17 protein-coding genes and 1 pseudogene are annotated in these 21,490 nt (G+C 72.0%); 10 read left to right on the top strand and 8 right to left on the bottom strand.

Annotation, left to right across the window (positions count from 1 at the left end; genetic code table 11):
- Positions 1-84 precede the first annotated feature (84 nt).
- Positions 85-1,914 carry a phosphoenolpyruvate carboxykinase (GTP) gene (locus AB0M29_RS00480; protein ID WP_365376794.1) on the bottom strand — a complete coding sequence of 610 codons (1,830 nt, stop codon included), beginning with the start codon at positions 1,912-1,914 and terminating at the stop codon, positions 85-87.
- Between the two features lie 238 nt (positions 1,915-2,152).
- Here AB0M29_RS00480 and AB0M29_RS00485 point away from each other — a divergent pair, with 238 nt between their 5' ends.
- From AB0M29_RS00485 to AB0M29_RS00495, 3 genes are all read left to right on the top strand, one after another.
- A complete protein-coding gene (locus AB0M29_RS00485) occupies positions 2,153-2,851 on the top strand; it encodes a hemolysin III family protein (RefSeq protein WP_365376797.1) in 699 nt (232 codons plus the stop codon).
- Between the two features lie 183 nt (positions 2,852-3,034).
- Positions 3,035-4,630, top strand: a complete 1,596-nt coding sequence (locus tag AB0M29_RS00490) for an MFS transporter (RefSeq protein ID WP_365376799.1) — start codon at positions 3,035-3,037, stop codon at positions 4,628-4,630.
- Between the two features lie 11 nt (positions 4,631-4,641).
- Complete coding sequence (locus AB0M29_RS00495) at positions 4,642-5,256, top strand: TetR/AcrR family transcriptional regulator (protein WP_365376802.1); 615 nt, start codon at positions 4,642-4,644, stop codon at positions 5,254-5,256.
- A gap of 62 nt (positions 5,257-5,318) precedes the next feature.
- Here AB0M29_RS00495 and AB0M29_RS00500 read toward each other — a convergent pair whose 3' ends face one another.
- Positions 5,319-7,367: a thioredoxin domain-containing protein gene (locus AB0M29_RS00500; RefSeq protein ID WP_365376804.1), complete on the bottom strand. Its 2,049-nt coding sequence runs from the start codon at positions 7,365-7,367 to the stop codon at positions 5,319-5,321.
- Between the two features lie 76 nt (positions 7,368-7,443).
- On the bottom strand, positions 7,444-8,871 hold the full coding sequence (locus AB0M29_RS00505) for a family 2B encapsulin nanocompartment shell protein (RefSeq protein ID WP_365376806.1): 1,428 nt from the start codon (positions 8,869-8,871) through the stop codon (positions 7,444-7,446).
- A gap of 248 nt (positions 8,872-9,119) precedes the next feature.
- Here AB0M29_RS00505 and AB0M29_RS00510 point away from each other — a divergent pair, with 248 nt between their 5' ends.
- The 3 genes from AB0M29_RS00510 (at position 9,120) to AB0M29_RS00520 (ending at position 14,348) form a co-directional block, all read left to right on the top strand.
- On the top strand, positions 9,120-9,473 hold the full coding sequence (locus AB0M29_RS00510; protein WP_365376808.1) for a YciI family protein: 354 nt from the start codon (positions 9,120-9,122) through the stop codon (positions 9,471-9,473).
- Between the two features lie 128 nt (positions 9,474-9,601).
- Positions 9,602-10,852 (top strand): RNA polymerase sigma factor, encoded by a 1,251-nt coding sequence (locus tag AB0M29_RS00515; RefSeq protein ID WP_365377631.1) that lies wholly within the window; start codon positions 9,602-9,604, stop codon positions 10,850-10,852.
- A 271-nt stretch (positions 10,853-11,123) separates the two neighbouring features.
- Entirely contained in the window at positions 11,124-14,348 is a 3,225-nt protein-coding gene (locus AB0M29_RS00520) for a tetratricopeptide repeat protein (protein WP_365376811.1), read from the top strand.
- Positions 14,349-14,522: 174 nt separating this feature from the next.
- On the opposite strand, the gene AB0M29_RS00525 is transcribed toward AB0M29_RS00520, so the two are convergent.
- Both AB0M29_RS00525 and mca read right to left on the bottom strand, forming a co-directional pair.
- Positions 14,523-14,768 carry a hypothetical protein gene (locus AB0M29_RS00525; RefSeq protein ID WP_365377633.1) on the bottom strand — a complete coding sequence of 82 codons (246 nt, stop codon included), beginning with the start codon at positions 14,766-14,768 and terminating at the stop codon, positions 14,523-14,525.
- A gap of 6 nt (positions 14,769-14,774) precedes the next feature.
- Positions 14,775-15,647 carry a mycothiol conjugate amidase Mca gene (gene mca, locus AB0M29_RS00530; protein ID WP_365376814.1) on the bottom strand — a complete coding sequence of 291 codons (873 nt, stop codon included), beginning with the start codon at positions 15,645-15,647 and terminating at the stop codon, positions 14,775-14,777.
- A 134-nt stretch (positions 15,648-15,781) separates the two neighbouring features.
- Here mca and AB0M29_RS00535 point away from each other — a divergent pair, with 134 nt between their 5' ends.
- Together AB0M29_RS00535 and greA are read left to right on the top strand one after the other, a co-directional pair.
- Complete coding sequence (locus AB0M29_RS00535; RefSeq protein WP_365376816.1) at positions 15,782-16,183, top strand: DUF4307 domain-containing protein; 402 nt, start codon at positions 15,782-15,784, stop codon at positions 16,181-16,183.
- Positions 16,184-16,444: 261 nt separating this feature from the next.
- On the top strand, positions 16,445-16,942 hold the full coding sequence (greA, locus tag AB0M29_RS00540; protein ID WP_365376818.1) for a transcription elongation factor GreA: 498 nt from the start codon (positions 16,445-16,447) through the stop codon (positions 16,940-16,942).
- A 94-nt stretch (positions 16,943-17,036) separates the two neighbouring features.
- Here greA and AB0M29_RS00545 read toward each other — a convergent pair whose 3' ends face one another.
- From AB0M29_RS00545 to ilvA, 3 genes are all read right to left on the bottom strand, one after another.
- Positions 17,037-17,888 carry an ABC transporter permease gene (locus AB0M29_RS00545; protein WP_365376821.1) on the bottom strand — a complete coding sequence of 284 codons (852 nt, stop codon included), beginning with the start codon at positions 17,886-17,888 and terminating at the stop codon, positions 17,037-17,039.
- Positions 17,885-18,925, bottom strand: a complete 1,041-nt coding sequence (locus tag AB0M29_RS00550; protein WP_365376823.1) for an ATP-binding cassette domain-containing protein — start codon at positions 18,923-18,925, stop codon at positions 17,885-17,887. The genes AB0M29_RS00545 and AB0M29_RS00550 overlap by 4 nt, the downstream gene beginning before the upstream one ends.
- A 146-nt stretch (positions 18,926-19,071) precedes the next feature.
- Complete coding sequence (gene ilvA, locus AB0M29_RS00555) at positions 19,072-20,301, bottom strand: threonine ammonia-lyase (RefSeq protein ID WP_365376826.1); 1,230 nt, start codon at positions 20,299-20,301, stop codon at positions 19,072-19,074.
- Positions 20,302-20,441: 140 nt separating this feature from the next.
- Here ilvA and AB0M29_RS00560 point away from each other — a divergent pair, with 140 nt between their 5' ends.
- On the top strand, positions 20,442-21,011 hold the full coding sequence (locus AB0M29_RS00560; protein WP_365376829.1) for a MarR family transcriptional regulator: 570 nt from the start codon (positions 20,442-20,444) through the stop codon (positions 21,009-21,011).
- Between the two features lie 50 nt (positions 21,012-21,061).
- A pseudogene (locus AB0M29_RS00565) lies at positions 21,062-21,454 on the top strand (sigma factor-like helix-turn-helix DNA-binding protein); the annotation flags it as partial.
- Positions 21,455-21,490 lie beyond the last annotated feature (36 nt).

Below are 21,490 nucleotides of genomic sequence, written 5' to 3' on the forward strand. Positions count from 1 at the left end.
GTTCCTGGGCGGCCAGGGGCCTGCCCCGCGGGCATGCCCTGAAGCTCCCCCGGACGCCGGTCCGGGGGAGTTCGGCCGCGGGTGTCAGCCGAGCCGCGCGACCAGGGCGCGGTACTCGTCCCAGAGTTCCTTCGGGGTGTGGTCGCCGAAGGTCTCCAGGTGGGCCGGGATCAGGGCGGCCTCCTCGCGCCAGACCTCGGGGTCGACCGAGAGCAGCAGGTCGAGGTCGGCCTGCGCGATGTCCAGGCCGTCGGTGTCGAGGTCGTCGGCGGCCGGGAGGATGCCGATCGGCGTCTCGACGCCCTTCGCCTCGCCGTTGAGCCGGTCGACGATCCACTTCAGGACCCGGCTGTTCTCACCGAAGCCCGGCCACACGAAGCGGCCGTCGGCGTCCTTGCGGAACCAGTTCACGTAGTAGATCTTCGGCAGCTTCTCGGCGTCGTGCTTCTTGCCGAGGCCGACCCAGTGGCCGAAGTAGTCGCCCATGTTGTAGCCGCAGAACGGCAGCATGGCGAACGGGTCGCGGCGCAGCTCGCCGACCTTGCCCTCGGCGGCGGCGGTCTTCTCGGAAGCGACGTTCGCGCCGAGGAAGACACCGTGCTGCCAGTCGAAGGACTCGGTGACCAGCGGGACGGCGGAGGCGCGGCGGCCGCCGAAGAGGATCGCCGAGATCGGCACGCCCTTGGGGTCCTCCCACTCGGACGCGATCGTCGGGCACTGCGCGGCGGGCGTGGTGAAGCGGGCGTTGGGGTGCGACGCGGGGGTGCCGGACTCGGGCGTCCAGTCGTTGCCCTTCCAGTCCGTGAGGTGCGCGGGCGCCTCCTCGGTCATGCCCTCCCACCACACGTCGCCGTTGTCGGTGAGCGCCACGTTGGTGAAGACGGAGTTGCCCCACAGGGTCTTCATCGCGTTGGCGTTGGTCTTCTCGCCGGTGCCGGGCGCGACGCCGAAGAATCCGTTCTCCGGGTTGATCGCGTACAGGCGGCCGTCCTCGCCGAAGCGCATCCAGGCGATGTCGTCGCCGACGGTCTCGACGGTCCAGCCGGCGATGGTGGGCTCCAGCATCGCCAGGTTGGTCTTGCCACAGGCGGACGGGAACGCGGCGGCGATGTACTTGACCGCCTCGGGGCCGCCGGTGGGCGGCGTCAGCTTCAGGATCAGCATGTGCTCGGCGAGCCAGCCCTCGTCACGGGCCATCACGGAGGCGATCCGCAGCGCGTAGCACTTCTTGCCGAGCAGGGCGTTGCCGCCGTAGCCGGAACCGTAGGACCAGATCTCCCGGGCCTCGGGGAAGTGCGAGATGTACTTGGTCGAGTTGCAGGGCCACGGCACGTCGGCCTCGCCCTCGGCCAGCGGCGCGCCCAGGGTGTGGACGGCCTTCACGAACGCGCCGTCGGTGCCCAGCTCGTCGAGGACGGCCTGTCCCATCCGGGTCATGGTGCGCATCGAGACGGCGACGTAGGCGGAGTCGGTGATCTCCACGCCCATCGCGGACAGCGGCGAGCCCACCGGGCCCATGCAGAACGGGACGACGTACATCGTGCGGCCGCGCATGGAACCGCGGAACAGACCGCCCTCGCCGCCGGTGCCGCTGAAGACCTCCCGCATCTCGGCGGGGTCCTTCCAGTGGTTGGTCGGGCCGGCGTCGGCCTCGCGCTCGGAGCAGATGAAGGTCCGGTCCTCGACGCGGGCCACGTCCGTGGGGTCGGAGGCCGCGTAGTAGGAGTTGGGGCGCAGGGTCGGATCGAGCTTGGTGAAGGTGCCCTTGGCGACGAGTTCCTCGGCCAGGCGGTGGTACTCCGCCTCGGAGCCGTCGCACCACACGATCTCGTCGGGCTGGGTCAGCTCGGCGATCTCGCCGACCCAGTTGATCAGTTCCTGATGGCTGGTGGGAGCCGCAATGCCGCGCGCCACGATCGCTCCGTCCCGCCGGGTCCGCACAGAACCGGCGTCACAAATTGAGGGTTGGGTTCGGCCCCTTGGGGGCTGCGGCCCGGATGCGTGGGTGTGCTCATCCGGTGCCGACCGCACTCATATGAGTGTGAGCCTCTTCAAATGATTCTGTCCAGGGGACGGGGGGTGAGCATCACCACTCCTGGTGGCCTACAACTACTTATAAGTAACTTACGCCGCCGTAGGTAGGATTGACGGCATGGCGCCGGTCGAGGAAACTTCAGACGTGTCCCCTGCCGTCGGTGGCCCCGACTTGTTGGATCCGATAAAACCCAAGCTCAGAGGGTGGTTGCACGCGGGGATGTTCCCCGCAGTGCTGATCTCCGGCGTCGTGCTGACGGCGTTCGCGGAGAGCACCAGGGGCAGGATCGCCTGCGCGGTGTTCACTGTGACGGCGTGCGCGCTGTTCGGTGTGAGCGCGCTCTACCACCGGGGCGAGTGGGGCCCGCGGGGCTCAGCGATTTTGCGACGACTTGACCATGCGAACATCTTCCTGATCATCGCCGGCACCTACACCCCGCTGGCGATTCTGCTGCTGCCCGGCGGCACCTCCCGGGTGCTGCTGTGGGTGGTCTGGGCGGGCGCCCTGGCCGGTATCGCCTTCCGGGTCTTCTGGGTCGGCGCCCCGCGCTGGCTCTACACGCCGTGCTACATCGCGCTCGGCTGGGTCGCCGTCTTCTTCCTGCCGGACTTCCTGCGCACCGGCGGGGTCGCGGTGATGGTCTGCGTGGTCGTCGGCGGCCTGCTCTACAGCGCGGGCGCGGCGATCTACGGCTTCAAGCGGCCCAATCCGTCGCCGCGCTGGTTCGGCTTCCACGAGGTCTTCCACTCGTTCACGCTGGCCGCCTTCATCGTCCACTACGTCGGCATCTCCCTGGTGGCCTACCAGCACAGCTGACCCGCAGCACCCGCCAACCCAGGAGCCCGCACCCCCGCGAGGGGGCGGGCTCTTTCGCGTGCCCGCGCGGCGCCGCGCCGCGCCCGCACCGCCTTCGCGCACCGGGGTTCCCCTCACTCAATATGCGAGCTACTCTTTTTTGAGAGTCACTGTCATCTGACGCCAACTCTCATGGAGCCTCCCATGTCCGTCACCTCCAGCCTCCGCCCGCCGCCGCAGGCGGACCCGTACGCCGACCCCCGCCGCTGGTGGGCGCTGGGCGCCCTCGTCGCGAGCATGCTGGTGCTCGCCGTCGACACGACGATCCTCAACGTGGCGCTGCCGACGATGGCCGCGCAGATCCACGCCACCACCGGTGACATGCAGTGGATCGTCGACTCGTACACGGTCGTCTTCGCCGCCGCGATGCTGCCCGCCGGGCTGATCGGCGACCGCTTCGGCCGCCGCCGGATGCTGGTCGCCGGCCTGGCCGTGTTCCTGGCCGGGTCGATGATCGGCGCGCTGGCGAGCAGCCCGGGGACGGTCATCACCGCCCGTACGGTGATGGGCGTCGGCGGGGCCTTCGTCATGCCGCTCGCGCTGTCCGTGGTGCCGTCGCTGTTCGGCCCGGCCGAGCGCTCGAAGGCGGTCGCCGCGGTCACCACCGCGATGGCGCTCGGCATGCCACTCGGCCCGATCGCCGGCGGCGCGCTGCTCCAACACTTCTGGTGGGGCTCGGTCTTCCTGGTCAACATCCCGCTGGTCGCCCTCGGTATCGCCGCCTGCGTCACCCTGCTGCCGGAGACCCGCGACCCGGCCGCGCCGCGTGTCGACGCGCTCAGCGCGCTCTTCGCCGCCGCCGGTCTCGGCGCGCTGGTCTTCGGCATCATCAAGGCGCCCGACCGCGGCTGGGCCGACCCGCTGGTCCTCGTCACCCTCTTCACCTCGGTCGCGCTGATCGCCGGACTCGTCCTGCGGGAGCGCGGGGTGGAGCGCCCGATGCTCGACCTCACCCTGCTGCGGCAGCGCGGCTTCCTGTGGAACTCGCTCGCCGCCACCCTGGTCAGCTTCCTCCTCATGGGCCTGCTCTTCGTGCTGCCGTCGTATCTGCAGACCGTCCTGGGCAACGACGCGCTCGGCACCGGCCTGCGGCTGCTGCCGATGGTCGGCGGCCTGATGGTCGCCTCACGCGGCAGCGGGCCGCTGGTACGGCGCTACGGTCCGCGGCCGGTGATCACCGCGGGGCTGCTGGTGCTGGCCGCCGCCGCGTTCCTCGGCAGCACCGGCTCACTCGCCGACGGCTACGGGATCGTCGCGCTGTGGCTGCCGCTGGTGGGCCTCGGCTTCGGTTTCGCCATCGTGCCCGCGATGGACAGCGCACTGGGCGAACTGCCGGCCGCGCGGGCGGGCAGCGGCACCGGACTGCTCCAGACGCTGCGGCAGACCGGCGCGGCGATCGGCGTGGCCATCCTGGGCAGCGTGCTCGCCGCCGGGTACACCGGGCGGCTCGACACCGACGGGCTGCGCCCGGCCGCCGCGCACGGCGCCCGCGAGTCCGTGATCGGCGCCCACGAGGTGGCCGCCCGGCTCGGCGACCGGGCGCTCGCCGAGTCCGCGAACAGCGCGTATCTGCACGGCATGAGCCTGGTGCTGGTGGTCTGCGGCGCCGCCGCCCTGGTCACGGCCGCGCTCGTCGCCGCCTTCCTGCCGAACCCGCGCCCGCGCCCTGACGCGGCGGACGGGCCCGCGGACGCCGACCGGGCCGACAGCCCCGTGGCCGAGCTGCCCGCGGATGCCTGACAATGACCAGCATGTGTCCACGTGCCACTGCCGGCCGGCCCGGCCTGCGGGAACGCAAGAAGGTCCAGACCCGCCAGGCGATCCGCAAGGCCGCGTACCGGCTGTTCGCCGAAGACGGCTACGACGCCACGCCCGTCGACCGGATCGCCGCCGAGGCTGACGTCTCGCCGAGCACCGTCTTCCGGTACTTCCCGACCAAGGAGGACATCGTCCTCACGGACGAGTACGACGACGGCATGCTGGACGCCCTGCGCAACCGTCCGGCGGGCGAGCCCCCGCTGGACGCGCTGCGCGCGGTCATGCACGAGACGCTCACCATGGTCCTCGCCGACCCGGACGAGTGCGCCGAACTGGTCCAGCGCCAGCTCCTGGTCCGCGACGTCCCCGCCATCCGCGGCCGCTCCCTCGAAACCATGACCGCCACCGGCCGCCTCCTCGGCGCCGTGGTCGCCGACCGCACCGGCCGCTCCCCCGACGACCTGGAGATCCGCGTCTTCATCGCCGCCGTCTTCGGCTCCCTCCACGAGACCACCATGTACTGGGCCGAGAACGGCCTCGCCAACGACGCCCTCGTCCCCCTCCTCAACCGCGCCTTCGACGTCCTGTCCGACGGCCTCCACCTCTGAGCCACCCGCCTGACGGCGCGCATCCGCCGTACGGCGCGGAGGAGGCCGGGGCACCGGAGGGGCTAGCGGCGCGGGCCCGACCAGGGTTCGGAGCGGAGTTGGGAGCGGAGGGTGCGGGGGTCGGAGGTGGGGGCGTCGCAGACGAAGTTGCGGCAGACGTAGGCGGCGGCGCGGCCGGCGCGGGTGGGGCGCTGGTGGAGGAGGGGGAACTCGGTGCTGCCCTCCTCGCCGACGGCGACGACGACGCCGGGTGCGGCGCCGAGCAGGGCGGTGCGGTGGAGTTCGTCGGTGAGGGGGTCGCCGACCGCGCCGACCACGGCGACCTCGCGGGGCCCGTCGAGGGCCGCCTCGGCGACGGCCAGGCCCCAGCCGATGAAGCGCGGGGCGCGCGGCGCGAGGGTGCCGACCACGCCCAACGCCCGCTCGGCCGCGACGCGGTGCGCCTCGGAGCCGGTGTGCGCGGCGTACGACAGCAGCGCCCCGGCCGCCGCCGTCCAGCCGGACGGGGTCGCGTTGTCCGTGGGGTCCTGCGGGCGGCGGATCAGGGTCTGGGCGTCGTCGGCGGTGTCGTAGAGGGTGCCGTCGTCGGCGGTGAAGTGGTGCAGGACGGAGTCCAGCAGCAGTCCGGCGAAGTCGAGCCAGACACCCTCACCGGTCACCGACGCCAGCGCGAGGAAGCCCTCGGCGACGTCCGCGTAGTCCTCCAGCACCCCGTCGTTGGGGCCGACGACGCCGTCCCGCGAGGTCCGCGCCAGCCGCCCGCGGTCGTCCATGTGCACCCGTACCAGCAGGTCGGCGGCGTCGACGGCGGCCTGGACGAGGTCGGGGCGGTCGAAGAAGGCGCCGGTCTCGGCGAGTGCCGCGATCGCCAGGCCGTTCCAGGCGGCGACCACCTTGTCGTCCCGGCCGGGGCGCGGCCGTTCACCGCGGGCGGTGTGCAGCCGCTCACGTACGGAGGCGACCCGGTCGGCGTCCACCACCCCGTTGCCCTGCGGGAGTTGCAGCACCGAGGCGCCCGCCTCGAAGGTGCCCTCCTCGGTCACCCCGAAGTACCCGGCGGCGAACTCCCCGTCCGCCGCGCCCAGCACCTCGGTGAGCTGCGCGGGCGTCCACACGTAGAAGGCGCCCTCGACATGCTTGCCGGTGCCGTCGTCGCTGTCGGCGTCCAGCGCGGAGGCGAAACCGCCCTCGGTCGTCTCCAGCTCGCCGATCAGGAAGTCGGCCGTCTCCAGCGCGACCCGCCGCGCCAGGTCGGAGCCGGTGGCCCGCCACAGATGGGCGAAGACCCGGGTGAGCAGCGCGTTGTCGTACAGCATCTTCTCGAAGTGCGGCACGGTCCAGTCGCGGTCCACCGAGTAGCGCGCGAAGCCGCCGCCGAGCTGGTCGTAGATCCCGCCGCGGGCCATCGCCTCGCAGGTGTCGCGGACCATCTGCAGCGCGCCCTCCGCGCCGGTCCGCGCGTGGTGCCGCAGCAGGAACTCCAGCGTCATGGACGGCGGGAACTTCGGCGCCCCGCCGAATCCGCCGCGCTTCGGGTCGTACTCCTTGGTCAGCGCCAGCAGCGCCGCCGCCAGCTCGCCCTCGCCCGGGTGGACGGCCGCCGCGTAGATCCCGGCCCGCTCCCCCAGGTCCCGCACGATCCGCGCCGCGACCTCGCCGACCTCCTCGCGCCGGTCCCGCCACGCGGCGACCACACCCTGGAGCACGTCCATGAAGCCGGGCAGCCCCTGCCGTCCGGTCGGCGGGAAGTAGGTGCCGAAGTAGAACGGCTCCCCGTCGGGGGTGAGGAAGACCGTCATCGGCCACCCGCCCTGGCCGGTGGCCGCCTGCACCGCCTCCATGTAGACGGCGTCGACGTCCGGCCGCTCCTCCCGGTCCACCTTCACCGAGACGAAGTGCTCGTTGAGATACGCCGCGGTCGTCTCGTCCTCGAACGACTCATGGGCCATCACATGGCACCAGTGGCAGGCGCTGTACCCGACGCTCAGCAGCACCGGCACCCCGCGCTTGCGGGCCTCCTCGAAGGCGTCCTCACCCCAGGGCCACCAGTCGACCGGATTCTCGGCATGCTGCAGCAGATAGGGCGAGGTCGCGTCACCGAGTCGGTTCACCCCGTCACTTTCTCATGTCGGCGCCGCGGGCGGTGACCCGCGGCGGCGGGTGTCGCGGGCGGAGGGCGCCCGCCGGTCAGTGCGGGGTGCGGGTGACCAGGACGTTCTCCAGCACACCGAGCGCGTCGGGCACCAGCACGGCCGCCGAGTAGTACGCGCTGACCAGGTAGGACGAGACGGCCTTCCGGTCGACGCCCATGAAGCGGACGTTGAGCCCCGGCTCGTACTCCTCCGGCAGACCCGTCCTGAACAGACCGACCACGCCCTGGTTGTGCTCCCCCGTCCGCATGGCCATGATCGAGGACATGTGGCCGCCGTCGACCGGGATCTTGCCGCACGGGTAGAGCGGCACACCGCGCCAGCCAGGCAGCTTGTGGCCGTTGACGTCGACGGCGTCCGGGTAGATGCCGCGCTTGCTGCACTCGCGGCCGAAGGCGGCGATCGCCTTCGGATGGGCCATCAGGACCGTGGTGTCGCGCCGCATGCTCAGCAGCTCGTCCAGGTCGTCGGGGGTGGGCGGGCCGGAGTGGGTGCTGATCCGCTGCCCGTGGTCGGCGTTGGGCAGCAGCCCGAACTCCGCGTTGTTGACCAGCTCGTGCTCCTGCCGCTCACGCAGCGCCTCGATGGTGAGCTTGAGTTGCTCCTCCCACTGGTTCATCGGGCAGTTGTAGAGGTCGGTGACCCGGGTGTGCACCCGCAGTACGGTCTGGGCGACGCTCAACTCGTACTCGCGCGGCGTCAGTTCGTAGTCCACATAGGTGCCCGGCAGGGCGAACTCGCCGCGGTGCCCCGACGCGAGGTCGACGGCGGCCTCTCCGGTGCGGTTCACCGGCCGCGCGCCCGTCACGAGGTGCCAGGCGAGCTGGTCGCGCAGCGCCTGGGAGCGTCCGGTCAGCTCCTCGAAGGCCGTACGGGGCAGCGCCAGCAGGGTCCCGGCGGTGGCCGCGCACAGGGTGCCCTGCCAGGTGGCGCCCGGCCGGGCCAGCGCCTCGTCGCCGAGGTGGCTGCCGTCCGCGTGCACACCCAGTTCGACCACCTCACCGTAGTCACCGACACCACGCCGCTCGACCTTGCCGTGGGCGATCAGCAGCACCTCCTCCACCGGTGCCCCGGCCGTGGCCAGCACCTCGCCGGCCGTGAACTCCCGCTGAGCGAACCGCGAGGCCAGCTCACCCAGCAGCGCCTCGTCGTCCAGGCCGCGCAGCGCGGGCAGCTCGCCCAGCGTGGCCGGCACCACCTCGGTCCGCGACCCGGTCCGTACGAACGCGACCCGCCCCTGCCCCACCGCGTGCGTCAGCCGGCGGTTCACCCGGTACGTACCGGCCGCGACCTCCACCCACGGCAGTTTGCGCAGCAGCCACCGCGAGCTGATCGCCTGCATCTGCGGCGCGCTCTTGGTGGTGGTGGCCAGGGTGCGGGCCGCCTCCGTACTGAGACTGAGCCGCACCGCCTCGCCCTGCTCCCCGCTGCCGTCCGCCTGATCCGTAGCCGTCGGACTGCTCATGTCCCGCACCCTCCCGATCGTCACTCCCTGTGATCAATCAAATCGGAACGGCCACCGAGCGACAACGGCGCTTGCGCGCGCACGGGCGCACCGCGCCACCGCCGCGTACATCGGATTCAGCGGAACGAGACCCGCCGACGCCGTTTAAAAAGAATTTCCGGCCGCGTGTCGATTCGGGTCCCGCCCGATCGACGCCAGGGTGGGAGCGGGAAGAAGCCCGCGACCCGAGAGCGTGAGAGGACAGCGCGATGCGATTCATGATGCTGATCAAGGTCGACCCCACCAAGAACCCGCAGGGCCCCAGCGACGAGCTGATGGAGGAGATGGGCAAGCTCATCGAGGAGATGACCCGCGCGGGCGTGCTGCTGGACACCGGCGGCCTGCGTCCGCTGGACGAGAGCACCAGGATCTCCCTCTCCGGCGGCAAGCAGACGGTGCTGGACGGCCCCTTCGCCGAGGCCAAGGAGGTCATCGGCGGCTACGCCCTCATCCAGGCGAAGTCGAAGGAGGAGGCCGTCGAGTGGTCCTCGCGCTTCCTGGCCATCCACGGCGACGCGTGGGAGATGGAGACGGAGATCCGGCAGGTGGAGGAGGCGGGCTGACCCGCCGCGCCGCGCCGGGCGTCCCGCTTTGCGCGGACGCCCGGCGGCTGCTCTGATGGGTCGTCGTGACGGACTCCACCGACCCGGCAGTCTCCCCCGACGACGTACCGCCGCCGCGCCCGGCCGCGGTGGACCGGACGGTGGACGCGGTGTGGCGGATCGAGTCGCCGCGGCTGATCGCCGGACTGACCCGGCTCGTCCACGACATCGGGGTCGCCGAGGAGCTGGCGCAGGACGCGCTGGTGGCCGCGCTGGAGCAGTGGCCGAAGGACGGCGTCCCCCGCAACCCGGGCGCCTGGCTGATGACCACCGCCAAGCGGCGGGCGATCGACCTGATCCGGCGCAACGAGACCTTCGCGCGCAAACTGCAACTCCTCGGCCACGAACTGGAGATCACCCCGCAACCGGACCAGCCGACCGGTGAGGACATCGAGGACGACCTGCTGCGGCTGGTGTTCACCGCCTGCCACCCGGTGCTGTCCCGCGAGGCCCGGGTGGCGCTCACGCTGCGGCTGATCGGCGGGCTGACCACGGACGAGATCGCCCGCGCCTTCCTGGTGCCGGAGCCGACGGTGGCGCAGCGCATCGTCCGCGCCAAGCGCACCATCGCCAAGGAGCGCATCCCCTACGAGGTCCCGTCCGGCCCTGAACTGGCCGCCCGGCTCGCCTCCGTACTCGAAGTGGTCTACCTGGTCTTCAACGAGGGCTACTCCGCCACCGCCGGCGACGACTGGATGCGGCCCGGGCTGTGCGAGGACGCGCTGCGGCTCGCCCGGGTGCTGGCCGGGCTGATGCCGCGGGAGCCCGAGGTGCACGGGCTGGCGGCGCTGCTGGAGATCCAGGCGTCGCGGGCAGCCGCCCGCACGGACGCCGCGGGGGCGCCGGTGCTGCTGCTCGACCAGGACAGGTCGCGCTGGGACCATCTGCTGATCCGCCGCGGCTTCGCGGCGCTGGCCCGGGCGGAGGCGCTCACCCCTTCCGGGGCCGCGCCGGGGCCGTACGCACTGCAGGGCGCGATCGCGGCCTGCCACGCGCGGGCGCTCACCGCCGACGAGACGGACTGGGCGGGGATCGCCGAGCTGTACGGGGCCCTCGCCGCCCGTACGGGCTCGCCCGTCGTCGAACTCAACCGTGCCGTCGCCGTCTCCATGGCCGACGGGCCGGCCGCCGGGCTCGTCCTCGTCGACGCCCTCGCCGCCACCGGCGCCCTCGACGGCTACCACCTCCTCCCCAGCGTCCGCGGCGACCTCCTCACCCGGCTCGGCCGTGACGCCGAGGCCCGCGACGAATTCGCCCGCGCCGCCGCCCTCACCCGCAACGGCGCCGAACGCGCCCTCCTCCTTGCCCGCGCCGCCCGCCCCTCCGGGGCACACCACTGACCCGCGCCTACGGCGCGGTTATTACCACCCGCACCACCCGTGCGGGATTGACTTCGTCTGACGGTCCCCCTGCGGGGCACACCCGCCGTCGGCGACCGCCCGCCCGCGTCGCCACCCGTGCAGATTCGACGGCGAGTGCAAGTCACCAATCGGAGGGAGCCCCCGCCCCCCCGATCCACCACGCAATCCGCACCATTCCTTGGGCTTGACGCGGGGTCAGGGCGGGCACGAACTACGTCCGACAGATTGTGGACAGTGAACGGGAGGACATGTGCCGGAGTCACGTATCGCGCTGCGCGCACCGCATCGGGGGGAGGTCGACCGCCTGCTCGTGCGGGCGGTCGCCGACCAGGGGGCGGACGTGGACGCGAAGGCGCTGCTGGCACGGGCCCGGGAGCGGCTGGACGAGATAGCGGACGCGGCCGCCGAGGAGTACACGGCGTACCTACGAGCCCTGGACGCGGAATCGACCGCACCCGCCGTGCGCCCACCCTCGCGCGCCGCGCAGGCACTCGTCGCCGGAATCACCGCCGCGGTGGCCTTCGGCGTGGACCTCGGGCAGGGCCTGTCCGTGGGCGCGTCGCTGGTGACCGGAGCCGCGGTGGGCGCGGCCGGGGCGGTGGCCCTGGGCACGGTGGCGGCCCGCGGCCGGACGTCAGGGCGCGGCGCCCTGCCGGGCGGCGCCGACCAGTTGCGGCTGCTCTGGCTGGCCGCGGTGGAGCGCCGCGGCGTGCGGCAGTTCGTCGACGGCCAGCGAGCGGTGGTCGCCGCCCCACCGCGCAAGGCGAAGCCGAAGGTACCCGGGCAGGCCGCACCGGCGTCCTCGCGGCGGCCGGGCGGCAGCGACCGCAGCGCGGCGGCCCGCACCAGGGCCGTACTCGACCACTCCTTCGCCTATCTGCCGGACGCCGCGGGACCGTTCGCCGGGCGGCGAGCCCATGTCGCGCGGATCGCCCAATGGGTGCACCAGGCCCGCGCGTCGACCGGCGTACGGCCGACCGTCGTCGTCCTGCACGGCGCGCCGGGCAGCGGGCGTACGACGCTGGCGCTGCGTGCGGCACGGCAGTTGAAGGACCAGTTCCGCGGCGCGTGCGTGGTCGACCTGCGGGGCGCGGGCGACGGCCGCGGGCCACTGCCCGTACGCGACGCGCTGCTGCATCTGCTGAACCGGCTCGGCGCTCCCCGCGACCAGCTGCTCTTCCGTGAGCGGCAGAACCAGGAGCAGCATCTGCGGCGGCTGGGCGAGCAGTACCAGCAGCATCTGACCGGGGTGCCGGTGGTGATCGTGCTGGACGACGCCACCGACGCCGCGCAGGTGCGGGCGCTGGTGCCCGAGCGCTCGGAGTCGCTGCTGCTGGTCACGGCCCGCGAGCCGCTGGACCTGGACCTGCCGGGCGCCGCGGTGCACAGCCTGGAGGTGGGGCCGCTGGACCTCGACGACACCTTCGAGCTGCTGGGCGAGCTGGCCGACGCGGCGGAGGCGTCCACCCCGCGCCCGGAGGAGGCGGACCGGCTGCGTGAGCTGTGCGCGGGCCTGCCGATAGCGCTGCGGATCGCCGGGGCGGCGCTGACCGACCACCACAACGCCGCGCAACTGGCCGCGGACATCGAGGTGTTCGGCCCGCGCGACCCGGTCGACCGGGTGCTGGCGCTGCGCTACCACGACCAGCCGGAGCCCAACCGGCGGCTGCTGCGCAGGCTCGCGCTCACCGGCCGGGCCAGCTACGGCGCGGCCGCCGCGGCGGCGCTGCTGGCCACCGACGAGCAGGAGGCGGCCAGGCGGCTGGCGGAACTCGCCGCCGCGGGCCTGATCGAGAACGTCCGCGGCAGCCGCTACCGGCCGCACGACCTGGTACGCGCCTTCGCCGCCGAGCGGCTGCTCGACGAGGAGGACCCGGTGGAGCGCGGCGCCGCGCACGAGCGGCTGATCCGTTCGTACGCGGACCTGGCGAACACCGTGATCCGGCTGGTGGAGGGGAAGACCTCCACCCGGGCCGGGCGGTTCGGGCAGCACGGCTTCGCCTCCCTGGAGCTGGCGCTGCGCTGGCTGGACGAGGAGTCGAGCTTCATCACGGCCGCGCTGCGCGACACCGAGGGTGTGGACCGGGCGGCCGTGCAGGCGCTGCTGGGCGCGCTGTGCGACTACTGCCTGCTGCGCGGCGACCTGTACCGGCTGGGCGAGATCAGCGAGATGGCGCAGGCGCGGAACTCGGGCCCGCAGAAGGCCGGGCCGGACGAGGACCGCTCGGTGCTGGTGCGCTCGGTGCAGTGGCGGACCGGGATCGCCGCCCGGCAGCTCGGCGAGCTGGACAAGGCGCGCTCCACCCTGACGTCGGTGGTGGACCTGTACTTCGAGGCCCAGCATCCGGCGGGCGCCGCCCGCGCGCTGGACAGCCTCGGGATCACGCTGCACCACCAGGGCAACCTGCGGGAGGCGGAACGCAAGCTGCGCGAGGCGCTGGAGATCCAGAGCACCCCCGAGCTGGACGAGGACCGGGCGTGGACGCTGCACGCGCTGGCCGCCGTGCTGCGGGACATGGGGCAGCTCGGCACGGCCCTGGAACTGCTGGAGGAGTCACTGGCGCTGCACCGCGAGAACGAGAGCGTGCAGGGCGAGGCGTGGGCGCATCTGCAGCTCGGCCAGGTGTACCTGCGGCTCGGGCGGCTCGACACCGGCGAGGCGGAGCTGCGGGCGGCCGGGCAGGCGTACGCGATGGCCCGCGACCCGCGCGGCGGCGCCTGGACGGCGACCCAGCTCGCCCGGGTGCTGCTGCTGCGCGGCGAGGCCCAGGATGCCGCCCGCGACCTCGACGAGGCGGTGCAGCGGCACCGCGGCTGCGAGGACGCGCGCGGCGAGGCGTGGACGCTCTACTACCTCGGGCAGGCGCTGGAGGAGTGCGGCGACACCGACGCGGCGCTGCGCACCCTGGAGCGCTCGCGCAGCATGTTCTCGCGGATGCGGGACGTGTACGGGCTGGCCTGCGCCCGGCACCACTCGGCCCGCGTCACCCGCGACCAGCGGGCGGCCCGTACCGGGAATCTGCGCAACAGCGGTTTCGCCCGGCAGCTGCTGCAGGACGCCCGGCAGGACTTCCGGCGGATCGGCGTGGAGCACGGTGAGGCGTGGTCGTGCGTGGAGCTGGCCGTGATCGACGCGGGCAACGGGCGGCTGGTGGAGGCCCTCACCCTTCTCGACGAGGCCGCCGAGCTCTTCACCGGGCTCGGTGACAGGCGCGGGCGCGAGTGGTCGGACTTCCTGCGGGCCACGCTCTGGCCGCTGCTCTCCCCCGACGGTGCCCAGCAGGCCCGCGACACCCTCCGCGCCCTCCTGGGCGCCCCCTCCCCGGGCCGCGACCCCGACCTCCAGGAGTACGCCGAGGCCTACACCCTCCTCCTCGAACGCGGCACCCTCACCCCGGGCGCCCCCTGGGACGCCTGGCGCCTCGCCATGACGCCCGGCCGTGCGGCCCGCATGGTGATGTCCCTCGCCCCGTAGGGGCGCCCCAAAGGGGCGCGGGGAACTGCGCGACCAGCCGTCGCGTTGGCGCGGCTAAAGAACCGGCCCCAGCGGGGCGTACGCGCTTGTTTTCGGGCCATCGGCCCGGTGGGGGCTGGTCGCGCAGTTCCCCGCGCCCCTACGGGGCACAGGTCTTCCGCGGACGCCGCGCCCCTAGAGACGAGGTTCGGACGGGTCCGAGTCGTGGTCGGGTGCGGCCGGAGGGCGCTGGGGCTCTTCGGAGAAGTTGATCTTCGACATCTGCTTGCCCATGTTCCGCATGAGCCACCAGAGCCCGCCCGCGATACAGGCGAAGATCACGAAACCGAGGAGCCCCGGCGTCACCTTGTCCTGGTTCAGCTCTTGGGCGAGCGGTACCAGGTGATGGTTGAGTGCTTGGGAGGCGTTCACGCCACCCATTGTCACCTAGGCCGTCCTGATACCCGCAAAGAGGTCGTCCTCGGGCAGCGAGGTGTCCACCAGAGTCTTCGCCAGCTCGTAGTCCTCGGTCGGCCAGATCTCCCGCTGGAGCTCCATCGGGATGCGGAACCAGCCGCCGTCCGGGTCGATCTGCGTGGCGTGCGCGAGCAGCGCCTTGTCGCGGATCTCGAAGAACTCCCCGCACGGCACGTGGGTGGAGATGTTCCGCTCGGGGCGGGCGAACTCGTCCCAGCGCTTGAGCCACTCCTCGTACGGCGACTCCAGGCCGCGGGCGAGCAGCGCCTCGTGCAGCGCGACGGTGCGCGGCTTGTTGAAGCCCTGGTTGTAGTAGAGCTTCAGCGGCTTCCACGGCTCCCCGGCCTCGGGGTAGCGCTCCGGGTCGCCGGCGGCGTCGAAGGCCACCATGGAGATCTTGTGGGTCATGATGTGGTCGGGGTGCGGATAGCCGCCGTTCTCGTCGTACGTGGTGATCACGTGCGGCCGGAACTCGCGGATCAGCTTCACCAGGGTGCCCGCGGCCACGTCCACGTCCTGGAGGGCGAAACAGCCCTCGGGCAGCGGCGGCAGCGGGTCGCCCTCGGGCAGCCCCGAGTCGACGTACCCGAGCCAGGACTGGCGCACGCCCAGGATCTCGCGGGCCTCGTCCATCTCCTTCGCCCGTACCTCGTGGATGTGCTCCTCGATGTAGGTGTCACCCTGCAGTTTGGGGTTGAGCACCGAGCCCCGTTCCCCTCCGGTGCAGGTCGCGACCAGTACGTCCACCCCCTCGGACACGTACTTGGCCATCGTGGCCGCGCCCTTGCTCGACTCGTCGTCGGGGTGAGCGTGAACGGCCATCAGTCGAAGCTGCTCAGTCAAGGCTGGGTCCTCAAGTCATCAAGTCATCCGGTACGCACCGGTCCGGGCCCCTTCCGTCGGCGAAGAGGCCGCCTCCTATAGTGACCGAGTGAGGGGGCGATTAATTCCGCGGTCCCCGAACGGGAGGAACGATCATGACGGCCGAGGTGCCCGCCGGCCGGTACGGCCCGTCCGCCGACGCCCGAGCCGACCGCAAACTGAAGATCGTCGCCGTCGTCCTGGGCGCCCTCGTCGCCGTGGGAGTCGGCTGGTACGGCTACCGGACCCTCACGGGTAACGAGGTCAGCGCGCAGGTCGTGGCCTTCAAGGCGGTCTCCGACCAGTCCGTGGAGATCCATCTGGAGGTCCACAAGGGCGCGGGCACGGCCGTGGTCTGCACCCTGCGCTCGGTGGACGCCGACCACAACGAGGTCGGCCGCAAGGACGTCCGCCTCACCCAGCACGCCAAGGAGATCGACACCCTGGTGACGCTGCGCACCACCGCGCGGGGCGAGACCGGTGAGCTGGTCGGCTGCCAGACCGCGCCGCGCGGCTGATTCCTCCGGATCCGTACGGGAACCTGACGGCCGCGAGCGTCGTTACTCGCTCCATCGGGAGGCGAGTAATTGTTAGGCTCGTGGTTTCGTCCTGGCGACCGATGGCAATGGACATGTTCGTACTTGTTCATCGGGGCGTGTGCCCCGGCACACCGGCCGTAGGGACGGACCGCCGCCGCCCGAAGGCGCGGCGGCGCACCCGGTCCGCGGAGAGTCCGCAGGACAGGCACCGGCAAGAGACAGTACCGACGAGGAGCACCTGTGACCCAGACCAGCGAGAACGTCACCTGGCTGACCCAGGCGGCGTATGACCAGCTCAAGGCCGAGCTGGAGCATCTGTCTGGTCCGGCGCGCGCCGAGATCGTCGCAAAGATCGAGGAAGCCCGCCAGGAAGGCGATCTCAAGGAGAACGCCGGATACCACGCGGCGCGCGAGGACCAGGGCAAGCTCGAGCTGCGCATCCGCCAGCTCAACCAGATCCTGGAGTCCGCCAAGGTGGGCGAGGCCCCGGCGGACGACGGTGTGGTGGCCCCGGGCATGGTGGTCACCATCGCCTTCGACGGCGACCCGGACGACACCATGACCTTCCTGCTGGGCTCGCGCGAGGGCATCTCCAGCGACCTGGACACCTACTCGCCGCAGTCGCCGCTCGGCCGCGGCGTGGCGGGCAGGAAGCGGGGTGACGACGCCACGTACGAGCTGCCGAACGGCAAGAGCGCGTCGGTGAAGATCCTCGACGTGAAGCCGTACCAGGGCTGAGCACCGGCCCGGAGCACTGAGCAGCCCCGGCCGTCGCGGACGACGGCCGGGGCTCTGTCATGCGGTCCCGCGGATCTACGGGATCCCGTACGCGCTAGGCGGTCGCCGAGCGGTACTTGCGGACCGCCCAGGTGCGGAAGGCGACGACGATCACCACGGACCAGATCAGCGAGGCCCACACGGGGTGCTGCATCGGCCAGGCGCCGGAGTGCACCACGCCGGGGTTGCCGAAGAGCACCCGGCAGGCCTGGACGGTGGCGCTGAACGGGTTCCAGTCCGCGATCGGCTGCAGCCAGCCCGGCATGTTGGAGGAGTCCACGAAGGCGTTCGAGATGAACGTCACCGGGAAGAGCCAGATCAGCCCGCCCGAGGTGGCCGCCTCCGGGGTGCTCACCGACAGGCCGATGAGCGCGCCGATCCAGGAGAAGGCGTACCCGAGCAGGAGCAGCAGCGCGAAGGCGCCGAACATCTTCGGGATGCCGTTGTGCACCCGCCAGCCGACGAGCACGCCGACGATGGCCAGGACGACGAGGGTGAGCGCGGTCTGCACCAGGTCCGCCAGGGTGCGGCCGGTGAGCACCGCGCCGCGGGACATCGGCAGCGACCGGAACCGGTCGATCAGGCCCTTGTTCATGTCGTCGGCGATACCGGCGCCCGCGCCGGCGGTGGCGAAGGTGACGGTCTGCGCGAAGATGCCCGCCATCAGGAAGTTGCGGTAGTCGGAGGCGCTCAGGGAGCTGCCCACGGCCACCGAACCGCCGAAGACGAAGCTGAAGAGCACCACGAACATGATCGGCTGGACCAGGCCGAAGACCACGATCTCCGGGATGCGCAGCATCCTGATCAGGTTGCGCTTGGCGACCACCAGGGAGTCGCGCGCGGACTGGACCACGCCTCCGGCGCCCTTGGGCGCCGAGGTGCTGATGGTCTCGGTGACGACCGTCATTTCACGGCCTCCTTCGCGGGCTTCTTGGCTGCCTTGCCGGACTGCTGCGCGGCGGCGGGGTCGGTGGCCTCCGGGTCGTCCCCGTTGCCCGCGTCCTGCTCGGCGTGGTGGCCGGTGAGCGACATGAAGACGTCGTCGAGGGTGGGGCGGCGCAGACCGATGTCGTCGATCTCGATGCCCTGGCCGTCGAGTTCGCGGATCACCTCGGCGAGCAGCTTGGCGCCGCCGGTCACCGGGATGGTGATCTGGCGGGTGTGCTGCTCGACCTTGGCCTCGCCCTTGCCGTAACCGGCCAGCGCGCGGGCGGCGTCCTCGATGCGGTCCCGCTCGTGCACCACGACCTCGACGCGCTCGCCGCCGGTCTGGGCCTTGAGCTGGTCGGAGGTGCCGCGGGCGATGACGGTGCCCTGGTCGATGACGCAGATGTCGTGCGCCAGGTGGTCGGCCTCCTCCAGGTACTGGGTGGTGAGCAGCAGTGTGGTGCCGCCCGCGACCAGTTCCTGGATGACCTCCCAGAGCTGCTGGCGGTTGCGCGGGTCGAGGCCGGTGGTCGGCTCGTCCATGAACATCACCGGCGGGCTGACGACCAGCGCGGCGGCGAGGTCGAGCCTGCGGCGCATACCGCCGGAGTACGTCTTGGAGGGGCGGTTCGCCGCCTCGGTCAGATTGAACCGCTCCAGCAGCTCGTCGGCCCGTTTCCTGGCCGCCTTGGCGCTGAGCTGGTAGAGCTGGCCGACCATCTGGATGTTCTCGCGGCCGGTCAGGTACTCGTCGACGGCGGCGAACTGGCCGGACAGGCCGATGTGCCGCCGCACCTCGTTGGGGTGCTTCAGTACGTCGATGCCCGCGACGACGGCCTTGCCGCTGTCGGGTTGGAGCAGTGTGGTCAGGACCCGTACGGCGGTGGTCTTCCCCGCGCCGTTCGGCCCGAGCAGGCCGAGGACGGTGCCTTCCGGCACATCGAGATCCACTCCCCCCAATGCCCTGACATCACCGAAGGTCTTCACGAGACCTTCGGCGTAGATGGCGCCCGGCATGTGTTCACTCCCGTCCGTTGCTGCGTTTCCCGCTGCGCTTGCGTGCTGCTTCGCTGCTGTCGCCGGGCGCGGACGGAGAGCCGCACTCCCGCGATACAACGCGAGAATGCCAGACGCGATATATCGCGTCAACCCTCCGGGTCACGTCAGGCGATCACCGTGTATCCGGCGTCCTCCAGCGCCGCGCCGACCTCGGCGCAGTGCTCGGGGCCCTTGGTCTCCAGGTGCAGTTCGACCTCCGCCTCGGTCAGTCCGAGGCGTGGATCGGTCCGCACATGACTGACGTCGAGGACGTTAGCGTCCACCACTGACAACACGCCCAGGAGTGTCGCCAGCGCCCCCGGCCGGTCGGTCAGCCGCAGCCGCAGCGAGAGGTAGCGTCCGGCCGCCGACATGCCGTGCCGCAGGATGCGCTGGAGCAGCAGCGGGTCCACGTTGCCGCCGGACAGCACCGCCACCACCGGGCCCTCGATCGACCGGGGCGCCGCGAGCAGCGCCGCCACCGAACTGGCCCCGGCGGGTTCCACCACGAGCTTGGCCCGCTCCAGGCACAGCAGCAGGGCGGACGAGAGCTGGTCCTCGGTCACAGTGACGACATCGTCCACCAGATCACGGACGATGGCGAACGGTATATCGCCGGGGCGGCCGACCATGATGCCGTCGGCCATCGTCGCCACGGAGCCGACCGCCACCGGGCGCCCGGCCGCCAGCGACGGCGGGTACGCGGCGGCGCCCGCCGCCTGCACCCCGACCAGCCGCACATCGGGCCGCAGCGACTTCACCGCGACGGCGATCCCGGCCGCCAGCCCGCCGCCGCCGATGCCGACCACGATGGTGCGCACCTCGGGGCACTGCTCCAGGATCTCCAGCCCGACGGTGCCCTGCCCGGCGATGATGTCCTGGTGGTCGAAGGGGTGGATGAACACGGCGCCGGTCCGCTCGGCGTACTCCACCGCCGCGTGCAGCGTCTCGTCCACCACCGTGCCGTGCAGCCGTACCTGCGCGCCGTACTCGCGCGTCGCGGCGACCTTCGGCAGCGGCGCGCCGACCGGCATGAACACGGTCGAGCGCACTCCGAGCAGCGAGGCGGCCAGGGCGACGCCCTGCGCGTGGTTGCCCGCGCTCGCCGCGACCACACCGGCCGCGCGCTCCTCGGGCCTGAGCCCGGAGATGCGCACGTACGCGCCGCGGATCTTGAAGGAACCAGTGCGCTGGAGGTTCTCGCACTTGAGGTGCACAGGTGCCCCGACCAGGGACGACAGGTGCCGGCTGCCCTCCATCGCGGTCATCCGGGCCACTCCGGAGAGCATTTTGTGCGCGCCGCGCACGTCATCGAGGGTGATCAGGTGAGGTGTCGCGGGCGACCGTCTGTCCATGGGCCCAGTCTCCCAGTTCCGCCGTGCTTCCTCTTTGTGCGCGAAGGGTCACGGGGCCATCCGGTCCGCGTACTCTTCTCCCAACTTCCCGCCTTTCCGCTCCCCCTTCGCAGGACCGACAGAACGCGAGCTTCAAGGTCATGTCCAACCCATCGGAGACCTCGACCGAACTCCTCGAGCGCCTCCAGCACCAGGTCGCCCTCTTCGCGCGCCGCGCGGAGCAGACCCGGCTCGGCGGAGTCGGCAGGGCACGCAACTCCATGGACCGTGCCGCCTATCTGCTGCTCAACCGGCTCGACCGGGAGGGCCCGATGGGTGTCAAGGCGCTCGCCGAGGCCATGGGCATCGACTCGTCCACGGTCACCCGCCAGGTCGCCCCGCTGGTCGACACCGGCCTGGTCAAGCGCACCTCGCACCCCGAGGACGGCCGCGCCGTCGTCCTCGCCCTGTCGCCGCGCGGCCGTGCCCGCCTCGACGAGGTGCGCGACTCCCGCCGCCGTCTGATGGCCCAGGTCACCGACGAGTGGTCGGCCGAGGAGCGGGTGGTCTTCACCGACCTTCTCGTACGGTTCAACGCCTCGCTCTCCGAGTGGCACGCCGGGCTCGGCCAGCGCGAGGAGGAGGAAGAGCGGCCGGAGGACAGCGAGCCCGGGGCCGTCGGCACCGGCTCGGGCGCCGGGGCCGTGGAGGGGGACACGCAAGGGGCTTGACCTGGAACGTCCGGTTGCCGTCCCATGGCCAAGTGGGGAAGAAGCGCCGGATGGCAGCGGAACTCCGACGGGACGCCGAGTTCGAGGCGTTCACCGCGGGAGCGGCAGGACGACTGCTCCATGCCGCCACTCTGCTCACCGGCGACCCGGACTCCGCCGACCGGCTGCTGGCGCTCGTCCTGGCCCATGTATACGCCAACTGGTTCCGGATGCGCGCGGAGGATCCGTACGAGCAGGCCAGGACCGAGCTGGTCCGCCGCTTCGCCTACCGCCCCTGGTGGCGGCGCCCGCACGGCGGCACCCTCGACCGGTTGAGCGCCCAGGAACGCCTCGTCGTCGTGCTGCGGCTCTTCGAGGGCGTCGCGGAGGAGCAGGCCGCCGCCCAGCTCGGCCTCCCCGTCGACCGGGTCAGGGCGATCTGCGCGCGCGGCACCGCGACCCTGCGCAGCAGGCCGTACGGTCATGAGCGCGAGCCGCAC

The organism is Streptomyces sp. NPDC051976 (assembly GCF_040680795.1).
Classification (GTDB): Bacteria; Actinomycetota; Actinomycetes; order Streptomycetales; family Streptomycetaceae; genus Actinacidiphila.

Bases quoted from the DNA above. Each gene is read 5' to 3' on its own strand.
- AB0M29_RS00525 (WP_365377633.1), bottom strand. From the start codon at position 14,768: ATGGGTGGCGTGAACGCCTCCCAAGCACTCAACCATCACCTGGTACCG.
- ilvA (WP_365376826.1), bottom strand. From the start codon at position 20,301: ATGGACAGACGGTCGCCCGCGACACCTCACCTGATCACCCTCGATGAC.
- AB0M29_RS00505 (WP_365376806.1), bottom strand. From the start codon at position 8,871: ATGAGCAGTCCGACGGCTACGGATCAGGCGGACGGCAGCGGGGAGCAG.
- AB0M29_RS00550 (WP_365376823.1), bottom strand. From the start codon at position 18,925: ATGCCGGGCGCCATCTACGCCGAAGGTCTCGTGAAGACCTTCGGTGAT.
- AB0M29_RS00560 (WP_365376829.1), top strand. From the start codon at position 20,442: ATGTCCAACCCATCGGAGACCTCGACCGAACTCCTCGAGCGCCTCCAG.
- AB0M29_RS00490 (WP_365376799.1), top strand. From the start codon at position 3,035: ATGTCCGTCACCTCCAGCCTCCGCCCGCCGCCGCAGGCGGACCCGTAC.
- AB0M29_RS00495 (WP_365376802.1), top strand. From the start codon at position 4,642: ATGTGTCCACGTGCCACTGCCGGCCGGCCCGGCCTGCGGGAACGCAAG.
- AB0M29_RS00535 (WP_365376816.1), top strand. From the start codon at position 15,782: ATGACGGCCGAGGTGCCCGCCGGCCGGTACGGCCCGTCCGCCGACGCC.
- AB0M29_RS00545 (WP_365376821.1), bottom strand. From the start codon at position 17,888: ATGACGGTCGTCACCGAGACCATCAGCACCTCGGCGCCCAAGGGCGCC.
- AB0M29_RS00510 (WP_365376808.1), top strand. From the start codon at position 9,120: ATGCGATTCATGATGCTGATCAAGGTCGACCCCACCAAGAACCCGCAG.
- AB0M29_RS00485 (WP_365376797.1), top strand. From the start codon at position 2,153: ATGGCGCCGGTCGAGGAAACTTCAGACGTGTCCCCTGCCGTCGGTGGC.